24 protein-coding genes are annotated in these 23,788 nt (G+C 59.7%); 12 read left to right on the forward strand and 12 right to left on the reverse strand.

Features of this window, described 5'->3' with window-relative positions:
* Positions 1-2: 2 nt before the first annotated feature.
* On the forward strand, positions 3-620 hold the full coding sequence (locus MDHKLMBL_RS11230) for a glutathione S-transferase family protein (protein ID WP_008173402.1): 618 nt from the start codon (positions 3-5) through the stop codon (positions 618-620).
* A gap of 36 nt (positions 621-656) precedes the next feature.
* Positions 657-1,268, forward strand: coding sequence for a DUF4202 domain-containing protein (locus tag MDHKLMBL_RS11235; protein WP_104270812.1), 612 nt, complete (start codon positions 657-659; stop codon positions 1,266-1,268).
* Between the two features lie 153 nt (positions 1,269-1,421).
* On the opposite strand, the gene trpC is transcribed toward MDHKLMBL_RS11235, so the two are convergent.
* From trpC to rpe, 6 genes are all read right to left on the reverse strand, one after another.
* On the reverse strand, positions 1,422-2,243 hold the full coding sequence (gene trpC, locus MDHKLMBL_RS11240) for an indole-3-glycerol phosphate synthase TrpC (RefSeq protein WP_104270813.1): 822 nt from the start codon (positions 2,241-2,243) through the stop codon (positions 1,422-1,424).
* 166 nt (positions 2,244-2,409) lie between these two features.
* Complete coding sequence (gene trpD / locus MDHKLMBL_RS11245; RefSeq protein ID WP_104270814.1) at positions 2,410-3,438, reverse strand: anthranilate phosphoribosyltransferase; 1,029 nt, start codon at positions 3,436-3,438, stop codon at positions 2,410-2,412.
* An 11-nt stretch (positions 3,439-3,449) separates the two neighbouring features.
* Entirely contained in the window at positions 3,450-4,031 is a 582-nt protein-coding gene (locus tag MDHKLMBL_RS11250; protein WP_104270815.1) for an aminodeoxychorismate/anthranilate synthase component II, read from the reverse strand.
* Positions 4,032-4,047: 16 nt separating this feature from the next.
* Positions 4,048-5,535 (reverse strand): anthranilate synthase component I, encoded by a 1,488-nt coding sequence (trpE, locus tag MDHKLMBL_RS11255; protein ID WP_104270890.1) that lies wholly within the window; start codon positions 5,533-5,535, stop codon positions 4,048-4,050.
* 232 nt (positions 5,536-5,767) lie between these two features.
* Positions 5,768-6,457 carry a phosphoglycolate phosphatase gene (locus MDHKLMBL_RS11260; protein ID WP_014578485.1) on the reverse strand — a complete coding sequence of 230 codons (690 nt, stop codon included), beginning with the start codon at positions 6,455-6,457 and terminating at the stop codon, positions 5,768-5,770.
* The gene (rpe, locus tag MDHKLMBL_RS11265) at positions 6,454-7,140 is read right to left on the reverse strand and encodes a ribulose-phosphate 3-epimerase (protein WP_008173385.1); all 687 of its coding nucleotides are present in this window, start codon (positions 7,138-7,140) and stop codon (positions 6,454-6,456) included. The genes MDHKLMBL_RS11260 and rpe overlap by 4 nt, the downstream gene beginning before the upstream one ends.
* A 117-nt stretch (positions 7,141-7,257) precedes the next feature.
* On the opposite strand from rpe, the gene MDHKLMBL_RS11270 reads away from it, so the two are divergent.
* A complete protein-coding gene (locus MDHKLMBL_RS11270) occupies positions 7,258-8,214 on the forward strand; it encodes a DUF3530 family protein (RefSeq protein WP_104270816.1) in 957 nt (318 codons plus the stop codon).
* Here the strand turns inward: MDHKLMBL_RS11270 and MDHKLMBL_RS11275 are convergent.
* The 3 genes from MDHKLMBL_RS11275 to MDHKLMBL_RS11285 are packed head-to-tail and all read right to left on the reverse strand — an operon-like array spanning position 8,211 to position 10,712.
* Positions 8,211-8,972 carry a DnaJ domain-containing protein gene (locus MDHKLMBL_RS11275; RefSeq protein ID WP_167450402.1) on the reverse strand — a complete coding sequence of 254 codons (762 nt, stop codon included), beginning with the start codon at positions 8,970-8,972 and terminating at the stop codon, positions 8,211-8,213. The two genes, MDHKLMBL_RS11270 and MDHKLMBL_RS11275, sit on opposite strands and share 4 nt — an antisense overlap.
* Entirely contained in the window at positions 8,959-9,657 is a 699-nt protein-coding gene (gene murU, locus MDHKLMBL_RS11280; protein ID WP_104270817.1) for an N-acetylmuramate alpha-1-phosphate uridylyltransferase MurU, read from the reverse strand. The genes MDHKLMBL_RS11275 and murU overlap by 14 nt, the downstream gene beginning before the upstream one ends.
* Positions 9,654-10,712 (reverse strand): aminoglycoside phosphotransferase family protein, encoded by a 1,059-nt coding sequence (locus MDHKLMBL_RS11285; protein ID WP_104270818.1) that lies wholly within the window; start codon positions 10,710-10,712, stop codon positions 9,654-9,656. Before MDHKLMBL_RS11285 ends, murU begins: the two co-directional genes overlap by 4 nt.
* A 246-nt stretch (positions 10,713-10,958) precedes the next feature.
* On the opposite strand from MDHKLMBL_RS11285, the gene MDHKLMBL_RS11290 reads away from it, so the two are divergent.
* The 9 genes from MDHKLMBL_RS11290 to slmA all read left to right on the forward strand — a co-directional run bounded on the left by MDHKLMBL_RS11290 (position 10,959) and on the right by slmA (position 19,502).
* Positions 10,959-13,277, forward strand: a complete 2,319-nt coding sequence (locus MDHKLMBL_RS11290) for an LPS-assembly protein LptD (protein WP_241956224.1) — start codon at positions 10,959-10,961, stop codon at positions 13,275-13,277.
* Positions 13,278-13,341: 64 nt separating this feature from the next.
* Positions 13,342-14,682: a peptidylprolyl isomerase gene (locus tag MDHKLMBL_RS11295; protein WP_062786090.1), complete on the forward strand. Its 1,341-nt coding sequence runs from the start codon at positions 13,342-13,344 to the stop codon at positions 14,680-14,682.
* On the forward strand, positions 14,682-15,692 hold the full coding sequence (gene pdxA / locus MDHKLMBL_RS11300) for a 4-hydroxythreonine-4-phosphate dehydrogenase PdxA (RefSeq protein ID WP_104270819.1): 1,011 nt from the start codon (positions 14,682-14,684) through the stop codon (positions 15,690-15,692). The genes MDHKLMBL_RS11295 and pdxA overlap by 1 nt, the downstream gene beginning before the upstream one ends.
* Complete coding sequence (gene rsmA / locus MDHKLMBL_RS11305; RefSeq protein WP_008173367.1) at positions 15,689-16,519, forward strand: 16S rRNA (adenine(1518)-N(6)/adenine(1519)-N(6))-dimethyltransferase RsmA; 831 nt, start codon at positions 15,689-15,691, stop codon at positions 16,517-16,519. The genes pdxA and rsmA overlap by 4 nt, the downstream gene beginning before the upstream one ends.
* A complete protein-coding gene (locus MDHKLMBL_RS11310; RefSeq protein ID WP_092030489.1) occupies positions 16,512-17,312 on the forward strand; it encodes a symmetrical bis(5'-nucleosyl)-tetraphosphatase in 801 nt (266 codons plus the stop codon). The genes rsmA and MDHKLMBL_RS11310 overlap by 8 nt, the downstream gene beginning before the upstream one ends.
* A 43-nt stretch (positions 17,313-17,355) precedes the next feature.
* Positions 17,356-17,715, forward strand: a complete 360-nt coding sequence (locus tag MDHKLMBL_RS11315; RefSeq protein WP_092030488.1) for a DUF423 domain-containing protein — start codon at positions 17,356-17,358, stop codon at positions 17,713-17,715.
* A 26-nt stretch (positions 17,716-17,741) separates the two neighbouring features.
* Entirely contained in the window at positions 17,742-17,942 is a 201-nt protein-coding gene (thiS, locus tag MDHKLMBL_RS11320) for a sulfur carrier protein ThiS (RefSeq protein WP_064229836.1), read from the forward strand.
* 72 nt (positions 17,943-18,014) lie between these two features.
* Positions 18,015-18,824 carry a thiazole synthase gene (locus tag MDHKLMBL_RS11325; protein ID WP_092030486.1) on the forward strand — a complete coding sequence of 270 codons (810 nt, stop codon included), beginning with the start codon at positions 18,015-18,017 and terminating at the stop codon, positions 18,822-18,824.
* Positions 18,825-18,914: 90 nt separating this feature from the next.
* Positions 18,915-19,502, forward strand: a complete 588-nt coding sequence (gene slmA / locus MDHKLMBL_RS11330; protein WP_008173360.1) for a nucleoid occlusion factor SlmA — start codon at positions 18,915-18,917, stop codon at positions 19,500-19,502.
* 501 nt (positions 19,503-20,003) lie between these two features.
* Here the strand turns inward: slmA and MDHKLMBL_RS11335 are convergent.
* The 3 genes from MDHKLMBL_RS11335 to MDHKLMBL_RS11345 form a co-directional block, all read right to left on the reverse strand.
* Complete coding sequence (locus MDHKLMBL_RS11335; protein ID WP_008173359.1) at positions 20,004-20,828, reverse strand: inositol monophosphatase family protein; 825 nt, start codon at positions 20,826-20,828, stop codon at positions 20,004-20,006.
* A 56-nt stretch (positions 20,829-20,884) separates the two neighbouring features.
* Complete coding sequence (locus MDHKLMBL_RS11340; protein ID WP_008173357.1) at positions 20,885-22,180, reverse strand: pyridoxal phosphate-dependent aminotransferase; 1,296 nt, start codon at positions 22,178-22,180, stop codon at positions 20,885-20,887.
* Between the two features lie 113 nt (positions 22,181-22,293).
* Positions 22,294-23,592, reverse strand: coding sequence for a substrate-binding domain-containing protein (locus tag MDHKLMBL_RS11345; protein ID WP_227507831.1), 1,299 nt, complete (start codon positions 23,590-23,592; stop codon positions 22,294-22,296).
* Between the last annotated feature and the right edge of the window lie 196 nt (positions 23,593-23,788).

Raw genomic sequence — 23,788 nt, forward strand, 5'->3', positions numbered from 1 at the left:
TAATGAAAATCTTCGAAACCAAAACCGCCCCTAACCCCCGCCGCGTGCGCATGTTCATGGCCGAGAAAGGCCTGTTGGACAAGGCTGAATTCATCGAGATTGACCTGCAGAAGGGTGAAAACCTGACACCTGAATTTGTCGCCCGAAATCCGATGAAGAAAGTGCCTGTGATGGAACTGGATGACGGCACCTGTATTGCCGAGACCATGGCAATCTGCCGCTATTTCGAAGAGAGCTACCCGGACACGCCGACCCTGATGGGCGACACCCCGCTTGAAAAAGCCCAGCTTGAGCAGTGGCTCCGGTGGATAGAGTTGTTCTTCTTCATGCCTACTGGCATGTGTTTCCAACACACCACCGGCTACTTCAAGGACCGGATGAACCCGATCAAGGAGTGGGGCGAGGAGTGCGGCAAGAGCGTTGAGAAGTTCATGCACTTCCTCGACAAGCAGCTCGAAGGCAAGGAATACATCTGCTGCGACCGCTTTACGGCCGCCGATATCAACGCCTTCACAACAGTGGCATTCGCCCGGGTGGTGGGCATCCGGATCAAACCTGAGCAGGCCAATCTGCAGGCCTGGTACGACCGCATCAAGGAACGCCCCTCTGCCCAGGTTTGAGCCACAGGCCAGTCAGAAACCAGAAGAGAGATCTTAATGACCACAACGGATTCAAGACTCCAGTGCGCGCTGGCGTCTATTGACGCAGCCAATAAGGCCGACCCCAATCAGGAGTCTTTCGACAACGAACGCCTCCCGAAGGAATACGCCTACAGCCTGCACATGACCCGCTGGCTGTTCGAGCTTGAATCCGACCCTTCCGAACGCATGCAGATCGCCTGCCGCGCCCAGCACATTGAGCGGTGGACGATGCCGCGGAAGGACTATCCGGAAGGTCGTAAAGCCTATTACCAGTGGCGTCAGGCCTGTGGCCGTATGCATGGCCGGCGTGCTGCAGAAATCATGGCGGATTGTGGCTACCCGAAGGAGGAGTGCGATCGGGTGGAGACCATCCTGACCAAGCGCGAACTGAGGCAGGATGCCGACACTCAACTGCTGGAGGACGTGGCCTGCATGGTCTTCCTGGAACGATATTTCGCAGATTTCTATGAGGAAAAAGCGGACTACGATCGGGAGAAGTGGCTACGCATAGTGCGCCGGACCTGGGGCAAGATGTCGCCCCGTGGGCACGAGGCGGCACTCAAGCTGGCAGAGGGGATGCCGGCGCACCTTCTGGAACTTTTGCAGGAGGCTTTGGCCGACGCCTAGCATCAAATGCCTGTTGCGAACTTTTGTGCACAGTCCAGCGGGTACGACCTGCCAAAATACGCTGTGAATACCTCCCTGTACGCTCGGCTCCGCCATCCATGGCTCCGCACGATTTTGGCAGGTCGTACCCGCCGAACTGTTTAAACTTGTGAGTTAGCCTTTTGGAAAGAACAGTTCTTGAAGTTTCTGGCCAGGCTCTTCCGCCCGCATAAACGATTCCCCCACAAGGAAACCGTAAATCCCGCGAGCAGTCATCGCTTCTACGTCGCTGCGGGTCATGATGCCACTTTCCGTAATGGTCAGCCGGTCCTGGGAGATCCGCTCATGCAGGTCAAACGTGGTGTCCAGCGAAACATCGAAGGTATGCAGATTGCGGTTGTTGATGCCGACCAGAGGCGTCGTCAGCGTCAACGCATCATCCAGTTCCTCGCCATCGTGCACTTCGACCAACACATCCAGCCCGATCTCATGGGCAATACCTTCCAGCTCTTGCATCTGGTCTTTGGTCAGGCAGGCGGCGATCAGAAGGATGCAGTCGGCGCCAATGGCCCGGCTCTCGTAGACCTGATAGGGCGCGACCATGAAGTCCTTGCGGATCACGGGCAGACTGCAGGCATTGCGGGCGGCGACAAGGTAGTCCTCGTGGCCCTGGAAGAAGTCGCGGTCGGTGAGTACCGACAGACAAGCGGCGCCTCCGTTCTCGTAGCTTTCGGCAATGACCGCTGGCTCGAAGGGGTCTCGCAGAATGCCCTTGCTCGGCGAGGCTTTTTTGATCTCGGCGATAACAGCGGGAGTCTGCTTTTCAATTCGGCTGCGCAGAGCGTTGGCGAAGCCTCTGGCTGCTGGTTGGTCCCCAGCCATGGCTTTCAGGTCGGCAACCGAAACCCTTGGTTTCCGCTCGTCAATTTCTTCCCACTTGCGGTCCACGATCTTGCGAAGAATGGTGGGAGTCTTGTCCAAATGTCGTTCAGTCATTAGCGGCCTGCAAGTAGTTAGCGAGAGCCGGTGGGGCAGGGCTTTCCAAAACTGTCTGCAGCCATGGATGGCTGCAGCCAAGCCCTACAGGGACGTATTCACGGGCGTGTTTTGGAAAGCCCTGCCCCACCGGGTCGTCCTGCCGAAATCCGGCAGGCTTATCCGATCAAAAGCACTGAGAAAAATCAGCCAGCTCCGACATCTTGCCGGCGGCGAGGCCAGAGCCCATGGCGTCCAGGGCCATATCGACGCCTTCTTTGGCGTTGCTTGCCAGCCCAGCTACATAAATCGCTGCGCCGGCGTTCAGGGCAATCAGATCCCGGGCTTTCTCGGACATTTCGTCGTGGCCTCGACCAAACGCGGCGCGGATCAGCTTCAGGGAATCTTCGGCGGTATCGACGGTCAGGCCCACCAGCGCCTGGCTCTTGATGCCCAGGTCCTCCGGGGTGATGTCGTATTCGGTGACTTCGCCGTTCTTCAGCTCCGCCACATGGGTCGCGCTGGCCAGACTGATCTCGTCCAGGCCATCCTTCGAGCAAACCACCATGATGTGCTCCGCCCCCAGTCGATGCAGCACTTCCGCCATCGGGCGACACAGCTCCCGGTTGAACACGCCCACCAGTTGGCGTTTAACACCCGCCGGATTGGTCATCGGGCCGAGGATGTTGAAAATGGTCCGGCAGCCCAGCTCCTTGCGGGGGCCAATGGCGTGCTTCATGGCGCCATGATGGGCCGGGGCGAACATGAAGCCGACACCGATTTCCTCGACGCAGCGGGCCACTTCCTCCGGTTTCATGCTCAGGTTGATACCCAGCTTTTCCAGAAGGTCGGCACTGCCGCTCTTGGACGAGACGGCCCGGTTGCCGTGCTTGGCCACGAAGCCGCCGGCCGCGGCCACCACGAATGAGGCGGCGGAAGACACGTTGAACAGGTTGGCGCCATCGCCGCCGGTACCAACGATGTCCACCAGAGGCTCGGCCTTGACCGTTACCTTGGTGGCCAGCTCGCGCATTACCTCGGTGGCGCCGGTGATTTCATCAATGGTTTCGCTTTTCAGACGCAACCCCATCAGAAACGCGCCGATCTGGGCGTCCGTGGCCTCGCCGTTCATGACGATGCGCATCACGTCCTTCATTTCCTCCCGGGACAAATCCAGGTTGGAGGCAATGCGGTTGAGAGCTTCTTTCATGTCCATGTGTCGGCCTCTTATTGTGTTCTCAGAAAGTTGCGCAGCAGCTCGTGACCCTGTTCCGTCATAATAGACTCCGGATGGAACTGCACACCCTCAATGGGCAGCGTCTTGTGGCGAACCCCCATGATTTCCTCGATGGAACCGTCGTCGTTGCGGGTCCAGGCAGTCACTTCCAGGCAGTCGGGCAGGGTGGTCTTGTCGATCACCAGGCTGTGGTAGCGGGTCGCCTGCAGCGGGTTGCTCAGGCCACGGAATACGCCGGTGTCCTTGTGGAATACCGGGGACACCTTGCCGTGCATGACCCGGCCGGCGCGGATAACGTCACCGCCGTAGACCTGGCCAATGGCCTGATGGCCGAGGCAGATGCCCAGGATCGGAACCTTGCCGGCGAAATGCCGGATGGCCGCCATGGAGATGCCAGCCTCGTTCGGGGTGCAGGGCCCGGGGGAAATCACCAGACGTTCCGGGTTCAGGGCTTCAATCTGTTCGATGGTAATTTCATCGTTGCGGTGCACCTGCACGTCGGCACCCAGTTCGGCCAGATACTGCACCACGTTGTAGGTGAAGGAATCGTAGTTATCGATCATCAGCAACATAATCTGTTCCTCCGCCTCAGTGGTCGAAATCGTTGTAGGTCATGGCCACCGCGCGGAAAATGGCGCGGCCCTTGTTCATGGTTTCCTTCCACTCGAGGCGGGGCACCGAATCGGCCACCACGCCGGCGCCGGCCTGGATGTGCAGGGTGTTGTCCTTGATCACCGCTGTGCGGATGGCAATGGCGGTGTCCATGTTGCCGTTGAACGACAGATAGCCCACGGCGCCGCCGTAGACCCCACGCTTGACCGGCTCCAGTTCGTCGATAATCTCCATGGCCCGGATCTTGGGCGCACCGCTAAGGGTGCCGGCGGGCAGGGTGGCGCGCAGCACGTCCAGGCAGCTGGTGTTGTCTTTCAGCCGGCCGGTGACGTTGGAGACGATATGCATCACGTGGGAGTAGCGCTCCACGATCATCTTGTCGGTCAGCCGGACCGTGCCGGTTTCCGACACCCGGCCGGCATCGTTACGGCCCAGGTCGATCAGCATCAGATGCTCGGCAATTTCTTTCGGATCAGCCAGCAGCTCTGTTTCCAGCGCCTTGTCCTCGGCATCGGTGGCGCCGCGCTTGCGGGTGCCGGCGATCGGCCGAACCGTCACTTCCTCGTCTTCCACCCGGGCCAGGATTTCCGGGGAGGAGCCGACGATGTGGAAGTCACCCAAATCCAGGAAATACATGTAAGGGGAAGGATTCAGTACCCTGAGCGAGCGATACAGGTTCAGCGGTGGCGCCTCGAAGGGAATCGACATGCGCTGTGATATCACCGTCTGCATGACATCGCCGTCGAGCACGTAGCCCTTGATCTTGTCTACCGCGGCTTCGAATTTGTCCTGGGTAAAGCCGGAAATAAAGTCGCTCTCGTCCACGGCTTTTCCGCGCAGGTGTTCTGGGGTGCGGGGCGCGTCAGCGGTCTGCCTGTGCAGATGGTTCTCCAGCTGATCAATGCGGCTCTGCGCCGTTTCGAAGGCGCCCTCAATGGCCGGATCGGCATGGACAATCAGATGCAGCTTGCCCCGCAGGTTGTCGAATACCACGATCTCGTTGGACACCATCAACAGGATGTCCGGAGTGCCGATTTTGTCCGGCGGACAGCTCTTGCGCAGCCGTTTTTCGATGTAGCGCACGGTGTCGTAGCCGAAGTAGCCCACCAGGCCGCCATTAAAGCGGGGCAGCTCATCCAGATCCGGTGCATGGAAGCGTTTCTGATAGGCTTCGACAAAGGCGAGCGGATCGTCCACTTCCTCGGTTTCAACAACCTCGCCGCCGCGGCTGATCTCCACCCGGTGGTCGAAGACCTTCAGTACTTCGTGACTGGGCAGGCCGATGATCGAATACCGGCCCCATTTCTCTCCGCCCTGAACGGATTCGAACAGATAGGAATAGGGTCCGCTGGCGAGTTTGAGGTAGGTGCTCAGGGGCGTGTCGAGGTCGGCCAGTACCTCACGATACACAGGGATGCGGTTAAAGCCGGCGTCGGCGAGCTCAATGAATTGCTCGGGTGTCATGGTACGGTTTCCTGAAATCTGATCTGCATTGTGGATGAAAGCCTGTGCTTCCATCAGGTGCTGCGGGCTCGACCAGCAGACGCCAGTCAGCCTCCGGGCCTGCTCAGCCGGTGCGCCATCGCCACCATCGTGTTGCGCGGGTTGTCAGGATGCCTCGCGCTGCAGTCAGATTCAGTCCCTGCACGGCAGGAATCTCCCGTAAAGAAGTGCTCAATGTAAGTTCCTTGTGAGGTTACAAAAGCTCGGCCAGCGAATCAACAACCGCGTCGGCGCCCAGAGTATCCACCGCAGGCCCGTAGTTATACCCGTACCGCACCGCCACACAGGGAATGCCCGCGGCCAGTGCCGCGTTAATATCCGCTGCGGAGTCGCCCACCATGACCGTGGTTCCGCGGGTGCCACCCAGGGTTTCCATGGCATGAAGCAGGGGAGCGGGGTCCGGTTTCTTGACCGGCAGGGTGTCACCACCCACGGTCAGGTCGAACCAGTGATCCAGTCCCATTTGCTCAAGCAGCGGTGCCACAAACTGTTCCGGCTTGTTGGTGACGATGCCCAGCCGGCAGCCCTGGTTCTTCAGATGCGTGAGACAGGCCTCGACGCCGGCGTAGACTACCGAATGCTGTCCGTTGAGCGTGCCGTAGGCGTGATAGAAAATCGCCAGGGCATCCTTGAACAGGGCCTCGTCTTTTGGTCGCGCCGGTTCCCAGTCCACCTGGCCGGCCAGGGCCCGGCGCACCAGAACGCTGGCGCCATTGCCTACCCAGTTCCGTACCCGGTCAATGCCCGCCGGTGAGCGCCCAAGATGCGCCAGCATCTGGTCCACGGCGGCCGCCAGATCCGGTGCACTGTCCACCAGGGTGCCGTCGAGATCAAACAGGGCAACCCCCGGCCAGCGTGGATTGAACAGCCCTGCCAGGCTCATTGGCTGATCACCCTGCGGGCCTGCTCCAGTTCTTCGCGCATGGCATCAATGGTGGTTTTATAGTCGTCGGTGTTAAAGATGGCAGATCCCGCCACGAAGGTGTCGGCACCGGCCTCGGCGATTTCCCGGATGTTCTCGGTCTTCACGCCACCGTCGATTTCCAGGCGGATATTGTAGTTACTGGCATCGATGCGTTTGCGGGCCTCCCGGAGTTTGTCGAGCGTGCCGGGAATGAACTTCTGGCCACCGAAGCCGGGGTTGACCGACATCATCAGCACCATGTCCAGTTTGTCCATCACATGATCCATGTAATGCAGCGGCGTGGCCGGGTTGAACACCAGGCCCGCCTGGCAGCCACCGTCGCGGATCAGCTGCAGTGAGCGATCAATGTGGTTGGTCGCTTCCGGGTGGAAGGTAATGTAACTGGCCCCGGCGTCGATAAACATACGGATGAGGTCGTCCACCGGCGACACCATCAGGTGCACATCGATGGGGGCGGTCACGCCGTGCTTGCGCAGCGCCTCGCAGACCATGGGGCCAATGGTGAGGTTGGGTACGTAGTGATTGTCCATCACATCGAAGTGCACCACGTCGGCGCCGGCGGCCAGCACGTTATCGACTTCCTCGCCAAGACGGGCAAAATCGGCGGACAGGATGGATGGGGCAATCAGGTAAGGGTTCATGACGGCTCTCTCACAACAATGGATAATGGCTTGGTCAGCGGTCCCTGCCGCACATTCAGGATGGCTGCTAGTCTAACAGCTCAGTGGCGTTTTTTCGCAGTCAAAGGATCAGTATCTGTGCAGAGATTCGAGATTTACCGGCCCGGCGTGTTCTGGCTTTTTGTCCTGGCGCTGATGTGTGTCGCACCGTCCATCACCCTCGGGCAGGAAGAGAGCGGGACGGCCGGTGAGGCCGAAGGCGTCGAGGCGTCAGAGTCTGCGAGTCGGGCCCTGATCTGGACAGGCACCGGCGAACGCTCCCTGATCCAGCGTTTTCCCGAGTCAGCGGTATGGCTGGAGCTTGAGGAGGGTGATAGGTCGCTGGGCCTGTTCTACCCGGAAGCCAGGTTGCCGGCTCGCGGTGCGGTGCTGGTTCTGTCGGACGAAGGTGAAACTGCCGCTTCCGGGGTAACCGGCTCACTGGCAGCGGGGCTGGCTTCCCGGGGCTGGGCCGTCCTTACGCTTGGTCTGGAGTCGCCCTCTCCGGTTCTGAATGAGTTCCTGATGCGACCCGTGATGGAGCCGCCGGCGGCTGAAGCAGGCGCGGGCGAGGAGGGGGCATCAGATTCAGTCATGATCGATGTCATGGCCTCATCCGAGAGTGCCGATGATCTTGAGGCGCGCTACAGAAGCCGCATCAACCAGATGCTGCAGGCAGGGCTGGCCCTGCTGGTTGAGCGGGGCTATGAAGCTCCGGCAGTTCTTGGTGTCGGGCGAGCCAGTATCCATGTGACCAACCGGGTACTGGATAGCGCCGATGCCTCTGCCCTGATCTGGGTGGCGCCTCGGTTTTATCCCGTTGACCGGTCAGGTCTGCCGGACCGTCTGGAGTCGCTCGGCACTGATTTGTTGGAGCTGTATCCACAAGGGACGGCTGATGATCAATCGGGCTGGAGTATTGGCATGCAGTTGCGGCGCGCCGGAATGAGCGGCTTTGAGCGACAACCGATTGCCTGGATCAGCCCTGCGCCTGAGACTCTGGGCGATGGCGTGGCCAGTCGTGTTGCCGCCTGGCTGGAATCCCGCGAGCGTTAGGGGCGGAGGGTGTTGTGCCGCTTTATCAGTTCCCAGGCCTGTTGGTAGTGGAGCAGGCGTTCCTTGGCCAGGCTTCGGTCGCGGTCACTGACCTGCTGTTGGGCAAGCTTGTCCGGGTGGCACTCGGATATCTTCTTGCGGTAGGCCCGTTTGATCACTTCCAGGGAATCCCGGCGGGTAACGCCTAGAAGTTCACAGGCCTGCTGATAGCTGGTGGGTCTGGAAAGGTTCTCGCTGTGCCGGGTCCAGACCTTGCTTGCATAACTGTCGAAAATATCCTCGCTGATGCTTACCGGCAGACCAATCTGGTCAATGGCGTCCTCGCAGCGATAACGTCTGGGTTTGCCGGGGCGGCCGTTAAGCTGGCTGGCGTGGCAGAGACAGATGGCGGTTTTCAACGCGGGAGCGGGCCAGAGACGGCGGGAAAGTCGCATGGCCAGCCCGCGGATGAACGGCAGCTGCCCGGCCGACTTGCCCTGCTGGAACCAGCCAATGGCTCGCCTGCGCTGGCGTCTGGACAGCCTCATGGCCTTGATCAGCGACTCGGCATAACCGATGTCGGCTTCGGTGACGCGTCCGTCTGCCTTGGCGATATAGCCGAGGAAGAAAAACAGGGAATGTCGGCACCAGCGGGGAAGGCGGGCGCGCTCAATCAGAGCGGGGGCCTGGTGACCACAGGCCGAGAGTTCCCGCATCAAGCTGGAAAATTCGGCTTCCATTCGGGGCGGCAGTGCCGGTTGTCTGTTATCGCCTGCCATGACTTTCAGGTTCCCTGGAGCCCAGTTGCCGGTCGAGCGCCTGCAGGCGTTCCGGGGTGCCGACGTCCACCCACTGTCCGGGATGGAAAAGACCCTTTACCCGGCCTCTGCTCATGGCATCGCGAAGCACCGGCCCCAGTTTCCCCGCCTGATCGCTCAGCCCCTCGAACAGGCGCCGGTGTAACAGGCTAATGCCGGTGAAGGTCAGATTGTCCGGGCCATCACTATGGAGTACTCCCTGGTCAGTGAGGTGAAAGTCACCTTCGGGATGGTGTGGCGGATTGCTGGTGACCACCAGCAGGGCGTCTGCGTCAGGCGGCGGTGTCAGTCCAGAAAGGTCGAAATCGCTCCAGATATCGCCGTTGATCGCCAGAAACCAGTCAGATTTGTCATCGGCAAGCAGAGGCAGAGCGCGCACGATGCCACCGGCGGTTTCCAGCGGCTCGCCTTCCCGGGAATATTGAATGGATAGCCCGAACCCTTCGCCGTTTCCCAGGGTTTCCTCAATCTGGTCGCCCAGCCAGGCATGATTGATCACCACCTCACGGATTCCCGCCCGCCGCAGGTGCTCCAGATGATAGGTGATCAGAGGCTTGCCAGCGGCCCTTAACAGGGGCTTTGGTGTGGCCAGCGTCAGTGGCCGCATGCGTTCACCTTTGCCGGCTGCGAGAATCATGGCCTTCACTGGGGCAAGTGCTCCTGACCCGGGGCCGGGCCGATGCTCGTCTCGATCCGGGGCATAACCCTATCGCTCAGCCATTCGTGGAAGTGACGCAGGGCTGGCTGTCGACCGCTGGCAACGATCAGGTAATGGACGGTTCGGGGAATGTCCTTGAGATAGCCGTGCTTGCCATCGCGGATCGATAGCCGGGCAAAAATGCCGGCAGCTTTCAGGTGCCGCTGCATGCCCATCAGTTCAAACCACTGGCGGAAGGTCTCCGGGTCCGCACGGTGCAGGCCAGCCTCGAGGCTGCTCTGGCGGTAGTCTTCCAGCCATTTGCAGATGCGCTTCTCTGGCCATTGGATGTAGCAGTCTTTCAGCAGTGAGACCACATCGTAAGTGACCGGCCCGGTAACCGCGTCCTGGAAATCGATAACACCCGGGCGAGGTTGGTCTTGGCGAACCAGCAGGTTTCGGGAATGGTAGTCCCGATGGACCGTCACTTCCGGTTGCGCCAGGGCGCTTTCCCGCAGCATGGAAAAGGTCGTGTCCAGCAGGGCCCGCTCGCTGTTTTCCAGGTTCATGCCCAGATGCCTCTCAAGAAGCCAGTCCGGGAACAGCGCCATTTCCCGCTCAAGCAGGGTGGCATCGTAAGGCGGTAGCGGGTAATCACTGGGGGAGGTCTGGCTCGCGATCAGGGTCAGCTCTTGCAGAGCGTTCCTGTAGAGCTGGTCGGCGGACTCCGTGTTCAGTCGGCCAAGCATCAGCTGGTCGCCAAAATCCTCCAGTAACAGGAAGCCCTGCTTCAGATCAGCCTGCACAATGTCCGGCACTGCAATACCCTGCCGGTGCCAGTGCCGGGCGATGGCCACGAAGGGCTCGCAGTCCTCATGTTCCGGGGGCGCATCCATCACGATAAACGGTGCACCGTCCCCGGGAGCGGTCGTCGGATTTGCGTGCTGCCAGACCCGGAAATAACGGCGAAAACTGGCATCGCCGGAAACCGGTTCGGCTTCGCACTGTTCGAAGCCGGGAAATTGTCTGACCCAGTTGGTCAGCAACTGCAGGCGGGTATCCATAGTTCGGGTTGCGATCCTGAAAAAAGTTGTCGCTGACAGCGAAAGTTAGCAGACGAGTATAAAGAGGGTAAATCGGTTTTGCAGCGGAGTTTCCGTTAACAACCCTTCAGGGCACGTGTAAACTAGGCGGCGTTTATTATTGCCCGTCCTCCAATTCACCCGGAACAGGATCCAGCCACCGTGCCATGTCCCGAACGCCCACTGCAATCGCCGGAAATCCGGTGGCAGAGCCGGTATGGCCGTGTATTGCTGGCTGCGGTTTTTGGGTTGGGCGTTACGGATGGGCATGCCCAGACACCACCGTCTGCGGCGGAAATAGATTGGCGGCCCAGAGCAGAGCTGCCAGCCGAGGCCCGGGCCTCGTTGCCCCTTTTCTGCGAAGGGGGGTATCTGCCTTCCGGTCGCGCCAATGGCGTTGGCAGTGCGTTTGCCGTTGGCAGCGATTCCGAGCAACCGCTGGAAGCCAGCGGCTTGAACGCTCGCTATGAGATAGACCGGACGCTGTTCCTTGAGGGAGATGTCCGCATTCGCCAGGGCGGCTTTCAGGTAACCGGTTCAGAGGCGCGCTACAGCCAGGAGGAGGGTGCAGTATCGGTGCAGGGGCCGCTGGTCAGTCGCGGCGAGGGTTTCCTTCTCACCGGTGAGAACGCGAACTACGACGTCGATAGCGGACGCCTGGACATCAACACTGCGACATTCCTGCTGCATGGTCCGGAAATGCGCGGTCGTGCAGGCAGCCTGTCGCGCATCAGCGAGCAGCAGGTCGTCATTGCAGATGGCTTTCTGACCACCTGTGGTCCCAGCCAGAATGACTGGGCCATCGTTGCCTCGGATATCAGGCTGGATCGGGCGCAAGGATTCGGTACCGCCAAACACGTTCGATTGGAAGTCCTTGATGTGCCGGTGTTCTATTGGCCGTGGGCAAGCTTTCCTATTGATGATCGCCGCAAGTCCGGTTTCCTTTACCCGCAGTTCGGCTCTTCCAGTGCCGGCAGCGGTGGCTTTCTTGCCGTGCCCTACTACTTCAATCTGGCACTCCATTACGACGCGACGCTGACGCCCCAGTACATTCATGGCCGGGGCCTGTTCAACGAAGTCGAGGGCCGGTATCTCAGCTCTCTCGGGGAAACTACTCTGCAGCTCGGGTACATCGGCAACGATTCGGCGTTTCAGGAGGAAAACCCCGGTGAATCCGGTGAGCGCTGGGCCCTGGATGCCACAACCCGGGCTGCCTTTGGCCGTGGCTGGCGGGGCTACGGAGATTTTTCCGTGGTGAGCGATGAGGACTATCTCAGCGATCTGAACCGCAGCCTGGAGATCAATCAGGCCACTCATTTGCAGAGAAAGGGCGGGGTTACCTACCGAAGCGACAAGCAGTATTTCGATGCCTACCTCAACGATTACCAGACCATCAGTGATCGCATTGCCGATGTGGACAAGCCCTATGCCCAGTTGCCGGAAGTGATCTACGCAGGCCAGACCGGCGCAGGGATTGTGGAGGCGAACCTGGAAAGCCAGTACACAGTGTTTTACCGGGACAACGAAGCACTGACCGGTCTGGATCGGGCCAACGGGCAGCGTTTCCGGGCGCGGCCGGAACTGGCGTTGCCCATGCGGGCGTTGTGGGGGTTCAGTCGGCCGTCGGTAAGCGTGGATTACACCCGCTACAACCTGGACGACTACGTGCTGGGGGATGGCAGTTTCGATCGCACCGTGCCGGTTGCCGAGTGGGATAACGGGTTGTATTTCGACCGACAGAGCCGCCTGTTTGATGTGCCCTACAACCAGACTCTGGAGCCCCGGCTATATTACGCCTGGGCCGATGCCGATCCGGATCAGAACGACATCCCGGATTTTGACACCGACCTCCAGACCTTCCGTTTTGAACAGCTGTTTCGACCGGACCGGTTCACCGGCGGTGACCGGGTAGGCGATGCCAACCAGTTGACCGTTGCCCTGACCAGCCGTTTCAATGACCTCCTCACCGGTGCGGAGCGTGCCCGATTCAGTATTGGACAGGTACAGTATTTCGAGGATCGCGAAGTGACGTTGTTCGGCGAGGGTGCCGGTACCCGGAGCCGTTCACCGCTGGCGGGCGAAGTCGTGCTGAACCCACTCGATACCCTGGAAATCCGCTCCTCCGGATTGTGGGATCCTGATACCGGGGATACCGAGGAAGGCCGCAGCCAGTTAACCTTTCACTCCACTGACTACCGGTACCTGGCCAGTGTGGGGCACACTTACAGCCGGGGCGAACTGGAACAGTCGGATATCGCGGCGGTTTTCCCGGTCTCGGACCGTGTTAGTCTGATCGGCCGCTGGGTCTACGACTCCGACCTTGATCGAACCGTCGGATCCCTGGCCGGGCTGGAATACAATAACTGCTGCTGGAGTGTTCAGGTGGTTCACCAGAACTATCTGACCGATGACCGCGAGCTCGATAGCCGCATACTGTTCCAGATCCAGCTAAAGGGCCTGGGCGGCAGCGATGGTGCATCATCGAGTATTTCCGAGGCCATTTACGGTTTTGATGAAAGGGAGCGTCGTCGTTTTGGAACTCCCTGACTGGATCCCGGACTAAGGCCCCCAAAACGCCAGAAAAGCTCAAATTCTATTTGTAGAGGTGATTATGAAGGCGACCCTTCGCCATGGTGTACAAGCGTTACTGGTTCTTCTAGCCGTCCTGGCCCCGTTGTCTGTTCAGGCCGAGCGTAAGTTGCTGGACCAGGTAGTGGCCATCGTCGATGAGGATGTCATCCTTCAGACCGAGTTGGAGGCCCGAATCAACACCATCACCAGTCGCCTCAGTGCACAGGGCACGGCGCTGCCGCCAAGGCAGGTCCTCGAAGAGCGTGTGCTTGACCAACTGATCACCGAATCGATCCAGATGCAGATGGCAGATCGGGCCGGTATGCGCATCAGCGATAACGAGTTGAACGAAACCATGGCCAACATTGCCGAACGCAATGGCATGAGCCTGCCGCAGTTTGAAAACCAGCTCGAAGCCGAAGGCGTGACTTACAACCAGGCCCGCGAACAGATCCGCAAGGAAATGCTGACCAGCCGGGTTCAGCAGCGCCAGGTCGGCAACCGGGTTCGGGTGACTGATCGGGAAGTTGAAAACTATCTGGAAAGTCTGGAGGCCCGTGGAGGGAATAACGCTCAGTACCGGCTGGCGTACATCTTTGTGAGCGTAGACGACCCCTCTGATGAGGCGGAGGTGGATGCCGCAAGGGAGAAAGCCGAGCGGCTGCGCAGTGAGATCGCCAATGGCCGTGATTTCCGCGAAGTGGCTGTTGCCGAGTCTGATGCCAGTAATGCCCTGGAAGGTGGCGATATGGGCTGGCGTGCCGAGGGTCAGCTGCCGTCTCTGGTTGCTCCGGTCGTGCCGGAGCTGCCGGTGGGTGAGCCCTCAGACGTCCTGGAAAACAACAGCGGCTTCCACCTGGTAATGGTGATGGACAAGCGAGGCGGCGAGCAGCAGCAGATGATCCAGCAGCACCGTGTCCGTCACATTCTGGTTCGGCCTTCCGAAGCCACGACGGACAGCCAGGCTGAAACCGTGATTCGGGATCTGTACCAGCAGCTTCAGAATGGAGCCAGCTTCAGTGCGCTGGCCAGAGAGTACTCCGATGATCCGGTGTCTGGCTCCGATGGCGGTAATCTGGGCTGGGTAAGCCCGGGCCAGATGGTGCCGGCGTTTGAGCAGGCCATGCTCGATGCTGATATTGGGGAGTTGCGCGGGCCGTTCCGTTCCCAGTTTGGCTGGCACATTCTGCAGGTTCAGGAGCGCCGCCAGAAAGACATCAGCGGTGATGTGCGCGACGCCGAGGCCCGCCAGGCCATCTATCGCCGCAAGTTTGAGACCGAACTGCAGAACTGGCTTCAGGAGATCCGCGATGAGGCCTTTGTCGAGTTCAAGGGCGAGTACGCTAAGGACGAACCGGCGGAAGAAGAGCCAGTCTCCTGATGAGTAATCCCGTGGTGCTGGCACTGACGGCCGGCGAACCTGCCGGCATTGGTCCGGAGTTGTGCCTGCAACTGGCTCTTGAGGCCCGGAGTGCAGGTGTGGTGGTGGTTGCCAGCGGGCCATTGCTGGAGGCCCGGGCGAAGCAAATGAACCTGGCGGTTGAACTGCGTGCCTGGCAGCCCGGAGATTCGCCGGAAATGGAGGCAGGCCTGCTGTCGGTTCTGCATGTGGACGGTTGTGCCAATCATGAACCGGGCACACTGGATACCGGCAGCGGTGCTTATGTGCTCAGAACGCTGGAAGTCGCCGCTAACGGCTGCCTCAGCGGCGATTTTGACGGCATGGTGACGGCGCCTGTCCATAAGGGCGTTATCAACGATGCCGGCATCGCGTTCAGCGGCCATACCGAGTTCCTGCAGGAGCTCTGCGGTGTGGATCGTGTGGTCATGATGCTGGCGACCGAAGAGTTGCGGGTTGCGCTTGTTACTACCCACTTACCGCTCAAGGACGTATCCGCCGCCATTACCCCGGAGCGCCTGACTCAGGTAACGCGAATTCTCGATGCTGATCTGAAAAAGTTCTTCGGTGTTGCCCGGCCCAGGATACTGGTGGCCGGCCTGAATCCTCATGCCGGCGAAGGTGGTCACCTTGGTCGGGAGGAAATCGACACCATCGAGCCAACCCTGGAGGCTCTGCGTGCCGAAGGCATTTCTCTGACCGGACCTTTACCTGCGGATACCCTGTTTACTCCGCACTGGCTCGACCAGGCCGATGCGGTTCTGGCCATGTATCATGACCAGGGGCTGCCGGTGCTGAAGTTTCAGGGCTTTGGGCGTGCGGTGAACATTACCCTGGGGCTGCCGATTGTGCGCACGTCCGTGGATCATGGTACGGCTCTGGATCTGGCGGGAACCGGTCGAGCCGATGCCGGCAGTCTGCATACGGCCCTGAAGGTAGGCGAGCAAATGGCTCGTTGTCGAAAATCTGCAATTGAAGAGACCCGTTCGTGAGCAACAAAGCCGGCCATCAGGCCAGAAAACGGTTTGGCCAGAATTTCCTCCATGATCCGGGGGTCATAGAGCAGATCATCCGCGCCATTAACCCGAAACCTGATGACGCCATCGTGGAGATTGGCCCTGGCCTGGGCGCACTGACCGAGGAAATACTGGCGGTGAACCCGAAGCTCCAGGTGGTAGAACTGGATCGGGACCTGATTCCCGTGCTGCGCACCAAGTTCTTCAACTATCCCGAATTCCGGATTCACGAGGCGGACGCACTCAAGTTTGATTTCAGCCAGCTCATGGTGGATCGCCCCCTGCGGATCATCGGTAATTTGCCGTACAACATTTCCACACCGCTGATTTTCCACCTGCTGTCCCAGGCCGGTGTTGTGCAGGATATGCACTTCATGCTGCAGAAAGAGGTGGTTCAACGAATGGCAGCGGTGCCGGGTGACAACAATTACGGGCGTCTTGGCATCATGACCCAGTATTTCTGCCGGGTTCAGCCGCTGTTTGAAGTTGGGCCCGGCGCTTTCCGACCGGCGCCCAAGGTGGATTCGGCGATTGTCCGATTGGTGCCTCACAAGACCCTGCCACACCCGGCGAAGGATTTGACGACACTTCAGGCTGTGGTCCGCACAGCCTTTAACGCCCGGCGGAAAACTCTCCGCAAGGCACTGGGCGGCATGGTGTCGGCCGAACAGCTCCGGAGCCTTGGCATCAATGACGGTCTGCGACCGGAGAACCTCGCGCTGGCCGATTTCGTGGCGATTGCCGACCTGCTTTTTACCGAGAAGGGTGCAGCCAATCCGGCAAACGAGGTAAGTGATGACTGACTACGCGATCGGCGATATTCAGGGCTGTTACGAGCGTCTCAGGGATGTCCTGGAGAAAGTGGATTTCTCTCCCTCCCGTGACCGTCTATGGGTGGCCGGTGATTTGATCAACCGCGGCCCGTCTTCGCTGGAAACCTTGAGATATATCGAGAGCCTTGGGGATTCGGCGGTCGTCGTGCTTGGCAATCACGACCTGCATCTGCTGGCGGTGTCCCTGGGCGGTCATCAGACGCGTCGCAAAGACACCCTGTCCGATATCCTTGACGCTCCGGATCACGAGCGGCTGGTTAACTGGCTCCGGCAGCAGAATCTCTGTGTTCACGACCCGGCCCGGAATCTGGTGATGACCCACGCCGGTTTGCCCCATATCTGGACGGTCAGCCAGGCAATGGAGTGTGCCAGGGAAGTTGAAGCCGTGATCCGGGGCGAAACCGCCGAGGAATACTTTACCCACATGTACGGCAATCAGCCCGAGCGCTGGGACGAGTCCCTGCAGGGAATGGACCGCTGGCGGGTCATTACCAACTATTTCACCCGCATGCGCTTTATTGCCGAGGATGGCTCTCTGGAACTGGCGGCCAAGGAAAGCGTCGACAGCGCGCCGGAAGGTTACCAGCCGTGGTTTCATTTTCCCCGCAATGACGATGTACGGGTGGTGTTTGGCCACTGGGCAGCCCTGGAAGGAAAAACCGGTAGTGACCGTTTTATCGGCCTGGACACCGGGTGTGTCTGGGGTGGCGCACTGACCATGATGAACCTGGATTCGGGAGAAAAGATCCACTGTGACTGCTGAATCCGTACAACCGGCCAGGAGAGGGATTCTTCGGTTACCGCTGTTGGCAGGTGCTTTTCTGGCCCTGGTGGCAGTGATGGCCGGCGCTTTCGGTGCACACGGGCTGCGCAATCTGGTCAGTGAGCGGGGCCTTGAAGTTTTCCAGACCGCCGTCACATATCAAATGTATCATTCCATTGCGCTGGTTCTGCTGGCATTGCTGGCCGGACAGGGCCTGCCCAGGAAATTGCTGGGTTGGTCGGCGGGATTCTTTCTGGCCGGCATCCTGTTATTCAGTGGCAGTCTTTACCTGCTGGTGCTGACAGACATCCGCTGGATCGGCCCGATCACGCCCATCGGCGGGGTGTGTTTCATGGTGGGCTGGGCGCTGTTAATAACCTCCGGTCTCCGCCGGAACAAGTAGATGAATACAGAGGGTCAGGAGTCACGATGCAGGTTCAGGTAAATGGCGATGCAATGGAGCTGCCAAATGGTGCAACCATTGCCACGCTGATTGAGAAGATGGCTCTCGCGGGCAAGCGGCTGGCGGTTGAGGTGAACGAGGATATCGTGCCACGCAGCCGGCACCCGGAATTTACCCTGAGCGATGGCGACCGTGTAGAAGTCGTTCACGCTATTGGCGGCGGCTGAACAGCCCGCTCCGCCTAACCCACCGATCACGTCGGTTTCCATCCTCCCGTATTCAAACGATTCAGGAACACTATGACAGAGACATCCGAACTCCAGCTTCCAGAAGACAGACCCCTCGAAATTGCCGGACGGGTTTACCAGTCCCGTTTGCTCGTCGGTACTGGCAAATATCGTGACATGATGGAAACCGGACATGCCATTGAGTCCAGCGGTGCGGAGATCGTCACCGTTGCGGTTCGTCGTACCAATCTCGGCCAGAATCCGGATGAGCCGAACCTGCTGGATGTGGTTTCCCCGAGCAGTTATACCATTCTGCCCAACACGGCCGGCTGCTATACCGCCAAAGACGCCGTACGCACCTGCAAGCTGGCCCGGGAGCTCCTGGATGGCCATGATCTGGTGAAGCTGGAAGTCCTCGGTGAGGAGAAAACCCTTTATCCGAACATGACCGAGACGCTGGTGGCGGCCGAGGAGCTGATCAAGGATGGCTTCAAGGTCATGGTCTACTGCTCCGACGATCCATTGCTGGCCAAGCGTCTGGAAGAGATGGGCTGTGTGGCCATCATGCCCCTCGGTGCGCCAATAGGTTCCGGCCTGGGGATCCAGAACCGGTACAACATCCGCCTGATTGTCGAGAACGCCAGGGTGCCGGTGCTTGTGGATGCGGGCGTCGGCACAGCGTCGGATGCCACCATCGCCATGGAACTGGGCTGTGATGGCGTATTGATGAACACCGCCATTGCCCAGGCCAGAGATCCCATCAAGATGGCCAATGCCATGCGCCTTGCCATCGAAGCGGGCCGTGAAGCCTACCTGGCAGGCCGGATGCCCAAGAAACTCTATGCCAGTGCATCCTCGCCCATTGATGGCACCTTCTTCTGATCTCGGGCACAATCCTGACTAACGATAACCGAGGGCTGGCATTGAACGACCGGCCCCGACAACGATAAATCAGAGCGCTGCTGTCCTGCCATGACTGATCAGAAACCCAGTCGCCGCGAGGCGATTCTTCATGCTCTTGTGGAACTCCTGGAGACCGATCCGGGTGCCCGAATCACCACCGCCGGCCTCGCCAAATCCGTGGGCGTTACCGAGGCGGCTTTGTATCGCCATTTTCCCAGCAAGCGGAAAATGTTCGAGGCGCTTATCGAGTTCGCTGAAGAGGCCGTGTTCTCTCGCTGTCAGGTGATCCTGCAGGAGCAGGAGGACGTGCGGGTTCGTCTCCAGCAATTGGTGCACCTGGTGCTGGTCTTTGCTGAACGCAATCCGGGGCTGTGTTGTGTGCTGACCGGTGATGCTTTGATGGGCGAGAACGACACCCTGCGCAAGCGTGCCTCCCAGTTCTTCGAGCGCCTGGAAACCCAGGTACGGCAAACCCTCAAAGAAGGCGAAATCCGCCAGGGCCTGCGGCCCCGGACGACGTCTGCTCGCGGCGCGGACTTTGTACTGGTTTTTGTTGAAGGGCGGATCCAGCGGTTTATCCGCTCCTCGTTCTCGCGGTTGCCTTCTACTGACTTCGACGAGAGTTGGGGGTTGGTTGCAGAAGGTGTTTGGGGCTGAGCTTGGAGTTGGCCTCCTTTTGGTAGCCTGATAGATCCGGTGGTGAGGCGAAGGCAGGAAGGGCTTTCCCGAAACCGCTACGAGCACATCCATGTGCGCTTGGCGTCGGCCATCCATGGCCGCCGACATTTCGGGAAAGCCCTTCCTGCCCCCGCCTTTCCGGTCTTTCCGATATCTCTCCAATAATAGAATCACGAAGCCTGTAGGTTGGATTAGGCGAAGCGGTAATCCAACAAAACACTTTGGGAATACCTTCACTGTGTCGGATTACGACTTCGTCTAATCCGACCTACCAAATTTCCCAAGATGAATTCGCGATATCACCGTAGCGACGTCGGCACGGGATGGGAACCTGCTCCCCGGAATGTCGACGGCCAAGGATGGCCGGCGCCAAGCGCACATGGATGTGCTAGTAGCGGTTCCGGGGAGCAGGTTCCCATCCTGTGCCCGCCCCGAAGTTAACAGGCTAGTGACAACCCCCGAAGGCAATCACAAGCACAATCAGTCGTACCCAGAGGCAGACCGCAGGATAGACCGAACAGGCTCCCAAAGAGCCGGTGCCGAAATCAGGATATCGCGGCCCCAGAGGTCGGCAGGATAACCGTCGGGCACTTCACTGAAATGGCCAGCGGTGGCGCCTGCTTCCAGGGCGATCAGGCGGGCGGCGGCGAAGTCCCATGGGCTGACGTTTTCATAGTAGATATCCAGTCGGCCACAGGCCACCCAGCAGATATCCAGTGCCGCGGAACCGATGCGCCGCAGGTCGCGGCATTGGTGAATCATTGCATCCAGGCGTTTGACCAGCGGTTCCAGGGCGTCCTTGGTGTAGGGGAAGCCGGTTGCAAACAGGGCATCCCGGGGCACGGTGGCGCCGCTGTGGCGGATCGGATGGTTGTTCAGCGTGGCGCCCTCTGAGCGGGTCGCCCGGAAGGTTTCGCCGGGGAAGGGCGCATGCACCACACCGGCCTGAACCCGACCTTTTTCGGCATAGGCAATGGAGACGGCTACCTGGGGATGGCCATAGGCATAGTTCACGGTGCCATCGATGGGGTCGACGATCCAGAGGGGTGTATCCAGCTCTTCGGCCTGGCTAAGGTCGGGCATGGTCTCTTCCGAGAGAATCCGGTGGCCGGGGAAGCGTTTGCGGATGGCGCCTGTGATGAATTCGTCCGCCATCACGTCGGCGTGGGTTACCAGCTCGGTCTGATGTTTGTAATCGGTGCGCAGGGCGTTGTTGTCCCGCTCGCGGCGAATCAGTTCGCCGGCCTCGCGGGCCAGGTTTTCGGCAAAGTCGGTAATCTCGAGCAGAGAAACTGAATCAGACATGGCGCCCCCGTTGATATCCCGTTAGAGAATGAGGGCGCCAGTCTAACACGGCGGGATCAGAGGCTGTTCAGCCACTGCTCCATCTTGTCCATGGCGGTGACCAGCCGCGGGCAAGCCTGTTTCACGAAGTCGTCGCCCAATTCCTGTTCGGCATAGTCGCCGCCGGCGAGCTCTAACGATTCGGCGCCGTCGAAGTCGACGAAGGCCAGGCGCGCCGCCAGATGATCCGGCACGAAGCCAAAATCGCTGGCCGGCAGGATGGCCACGCCGGTGTTTTCCAGCAGGGCCTGGCAGAGGGCCTGGCTGGTCTTGATGTCTTTACTGGCCAGTTGTTCGCGGAAGCCGGAGAAGTCCGGGAACAGGTAGAACGCGCCTTCCGGTTTCTGGACTACCGCGCCCATGTCGCTCAGTCGACGGTGCATGTACTCGCCAACAACCTTCAGCACCCGACGGGACTGTTTAAGGTATTCGTCGATGTCGTCACCGCCATTGAACGCTGCAATGGCCGCGTGTTGGATCGGCGCGCTCGTCGCGGTGTAGGTTTCACTGGCGATGATGGCCATGGCGTCCTGCAGGGGCCTCAGTTCCCGGGGGAAAATGAATGTGCCAAGGCGCCAGCCGCCGGCACCGGCCCATTTACTGAGGCCGGTACTGATGATGGTGCCTTCCGGGTAATACCGGGCAATGGATTTGTGCCTGCCCTCGAAATGCACCTCACCGTAGATCTCATCGGAGAGCAGGATCAGCCGGTATTTTCGGGCCACATTGGCAATGGCCAGTAGCTGGTCGTCGGTGTAGGTGCAGCCGGTGGGGTTGGACGGGTAGTTCAGGATCAAAATCCGGGGCCGCGAGGGATCATCCCGACAGATGATATCCAGCTCTTCGGCGGTAAGCTGCCAGTTGTTCTCGGCATGGGTTGGCAGCCAGTGAACCGAGCGGCCGATGATCCGGGCTTGCGGGGCATAGGAGACCCAGCTCGGACGCGGGATCAGCAGATCACCATAGTAGGCCAGCTGCAGCATGAACAGCAGTTCCTTGGAGCCCGGGCCAATCAGCACGTCTTCCCAGGTGCAGTGCATGCGCTCACTCCGGCGAATATAGCCGGCGATTGCCTCGCGTAAGCCTTTGAGCCCTTTTACCGGCAAATAGTCCTTTTCGTGGGCGTGCTCCTTGAGCGCCTCCACCACGCGATCGGGAACCGGGAAAGGGGACTGCCCCAGCCCGAGTTTGATAATGTCCTTGCCCTCGGATTTGAGGTGATTGCTCAGCTCATTGATTCGAAGGGTGGCCGAGGGCTGAATACCCCGGACGTTCAGGTTGATCGCGTAACGGTGGTCGTTTTGGATGTCCATTGTCCCTGTCTGTTGGTTGGAAATGACCCCGTCAGTATAGGAAACCCAAACATATCTGTGATGTCGTGGCGGATAGGTGATTGCCGCAGTTTTTCCTCAGACTTTGGTCTCGGCTATCGGGATTTGATCCAGACTTCCACCCGACCATTGCGCGGGCTGCCGCTGCCGCCCACCGGCATGTACTGGCCATAACCCGTGTAGGCAACATCCGGCACGTTCACTTCCTGCAGGGCCTTGCGGACCGACAGGGCCCGGAGCTCGGAAATCATCTGGGCACGTAATTCATGGCTCTGGGTGTCGGCGAACCCGATGAGTAACAGGTCGTCAGCGGATCGGCCGTTCTGGTTCAGATACTGCTGAACTCGCTGCAGGTCCCGGCGGGCCTTGTTGTCGAGCTTGGTCCGGCCTTCGGAGAAACGGAAATTGACCGTCAGGCGATGGTAGTTGCCGGTCAGGCGGCGAAAACTCTCGGGCGTCGATTCGTCGAATTCCGGCTTGACCGCGATGGGGTTCTGGGAGATGAATCCGGATTCTGCAACCAGTGCCTGGCCTTGCTGGCCGAGGGCAAAGCCAATCAGACCTGCGGAAAGTGGCGGGACGTCACTCCCGGGCGTGTACATGAACAGGCGTCGTGATAGCGGATAATCCTCGCTGGCAACGGTGAGCTGGTTGGGGTGAAGCGCCGGGGCATTGCCTTCCGAGATCGCCAGGAGTTTGCTGTTACGCACTGAGGCGAGGCCCGAGAAACCAATACCCGAGGGATCCTTGCTTACGTCATCCGACAGCTGGTCGTTGGATTCGTAGCGCCTGGCGTTGCTGTCCAGTTCGAACTGTTTTCCAAGAACCAGGGATTTGAAGGTGTCCCAGGTTCCGGAACGGTCATCTCTGGCGTAGAGATGAATCGGGCGGTCCGGGCCGCCCAGCTCAGACCAGTTCCGGATCTGCCCGGAGAATACGCGGCCCAGGGTTTCGATGCTCATTTTGCTTACGGGGTTGGACGGGTGCACCAGAATGGCCAGGCCATCAATGGCAATAACGTGCTCGCTCTCGGGCGCAGTGAGGTCCGCCCGGGCGCGAAATTGCTCTGCTTCCTGCGGTTTTACCGGGCGGGAAGAGGCCCAGATGTCGGCCTTGCCTGCGGCCATCGCCTTGAAGCCGGTGCTTGATCCGTGCGCTGCAACCAGCACCTCGGCCGCCCGATTGTTCACAGGCGCTCGCAGGATTTTTTCGTTTTCCACGCCGGTACCCCTGGCTGCAACCTGTCCGCCGCCATGCTCTTCCAGATAGCCGGTAACCAGCATTGGCGCCAGGGTAGCGCCGACGGTATTGGAACCGTGAATTTCCAGGTCATAGGCCTGGGCCTGAAAGGCCATAAGAGCGGGCAGTAGCAGTCCCGGGAGTGTTGCAGTCATCCGTGTGAATCGCGGCATCTTTCGAAAAACCCTTACCAGACAGTTGGTTGAGAAGCTGGAAGGATGCTTCAGAAATATGACATTTGTGTTTCACTGCCTACACATTGGGACGCAAGGCCGCAGGTCCCTGTAAAAAAATGTTAAGCAGTGCGCGGAGCGCAGCGTTCGGCTGGCCTATAGTGACGCATCCGCCGTA

The organism is Marinobacter flavimaris (assembly GCF_002933295.1).
Lineage (GTDB): Bacteria > Pseudomonadota > Gammaproteobacteria > Pseudomonadales > Oleiphilaceae > Marinobacter > Marinobacter flavimaris.

Coding starts and splice junctions, on each gene's coding strand:
- MDHKLMBL_RS11260 (WP_014578485.1), bottom strand. CDS start 6,457: ATGAGCCTGGCAGGGCTGTTCAATCCACGCTGGCCGGGGGTTGCCCTG.
- MDHKLMBL_RS11285 (WP_104270818.1), bottom strand. CDS start 10,712: ATGGATACCCGCCTGCAGTTGCTGACCAACTGGGTCAGACAATTTCCC.
- MDHKLMBL_RS11295 (WP_062786090.1), top strand. CDS start 13,342: ATGAAGGCGACCCTTCGCCATGGTGTACAAGCGTTACTGGTTCTTCTA.
- pdxA (WP_104270819.1), top strand. CDS start 14,682: ATGAGTAATCCCGTGGTGCTGGCACTGACGGCCGGCGAACCTGCCGGC.
- MDHKLMBL_RS11250 (WP_104270815.1), bottom strand. CDS start 4,031: ATGTTGCTGATGATCGATAACTACGATTCCTTCACCTACAACGTGGTG.
- MDHKLMBL_RS11345 (WP_227507831.1), bottom strand. CDS start 23,592: ATGACTGCAACACTCCCGGGACTGCTACTGCCCGCTCTTATGGCCTTT.
- rpe (WP_008173385.1), bottom strand. CDS start 7,140: ATGAACCCTTACCTGATTGCCCCATCCATCCTGTCCGCCGATTTTGCC.
- trpD (WP_104270814.1), bottom strand. CDS start 3,438: ATGGACATGAAAGAAGCTCTCAACCGCATTGCCTCCAACCTGGATTTG.
- MDHKLMBL_RS11235 (WP_104270812.1), top strand. CDS start 657: ATGACCACAACGGATTCAAGACTCCAGTGCGCGCTGGCGTCTATTGAC.
- MDHKLMBL_RS11340 (WP_008173357.1), bottom strand. CDS start 22,180: ATGGACATCCAAAACGACCACCGTTACGCGATCAACCTGAACGTCCGG.
- MDHKLMBL_RS11335 (WP_008173359.1), bottom strand. CDS start 20,828: ATGTCTGATTCAGTTTCTCTGCTCGAGATTACCGACTTTGCCGAAAAC.
- trpE (WP_104270890.1), bottom strand. CDS start 5,535: ATGACACCCGAGCAATTCATTGAGCTCGCCGACGCCGGCTTTAACCGC.
- MDHKLMBL_RS11325 (WP_092030486.1), top strand. CDS start 18,015: ATGACAGAGACATCCGAACTCCAGCTTCCAGAAGACAGACCCCTCGAA.
- trpC (WP_104270813.1), bottom strand. CDS start 2,243: ATGACTGAACGACATTTGGACAAGACTCCCACCATTCTTCGCAAGATC.
- MDHKLMBL_RS11310 (WP_092030489.1), top strand. CDS start 16,512: ATGACTGACTACGCGATCGGCGATATTCAGGGCTGTTACGAGCGTCTC.
- thiS (WP_064229836.1), top strand. CDS start 17,742: ATGCAGGTTCAGGTAAATGGCGATGCAATGGAGCTGCCAAATGGTGCA.
- MDHKLMBL_RS11230 (WP_008173402.1), top strand. CDS start 3: ATGAAAATCTTCGAAACCAAAACCGCCCCTAACCCCCGCCGCGTGCGC.
- MDHKLMBL_RS11275 (WP_167450402.1), bottom strand. CDS start 8,972: ATGGCAGGCGATAACAGACAACCGGCACTGCCGCCCCGAATGGAAGCC.
- slmA (WP_008173360.1), top strand. CDS start 18,915: ATGACTGATCAGAAACCCAGTCGCCGCGAGGCGATTCTTCATGCTCTT.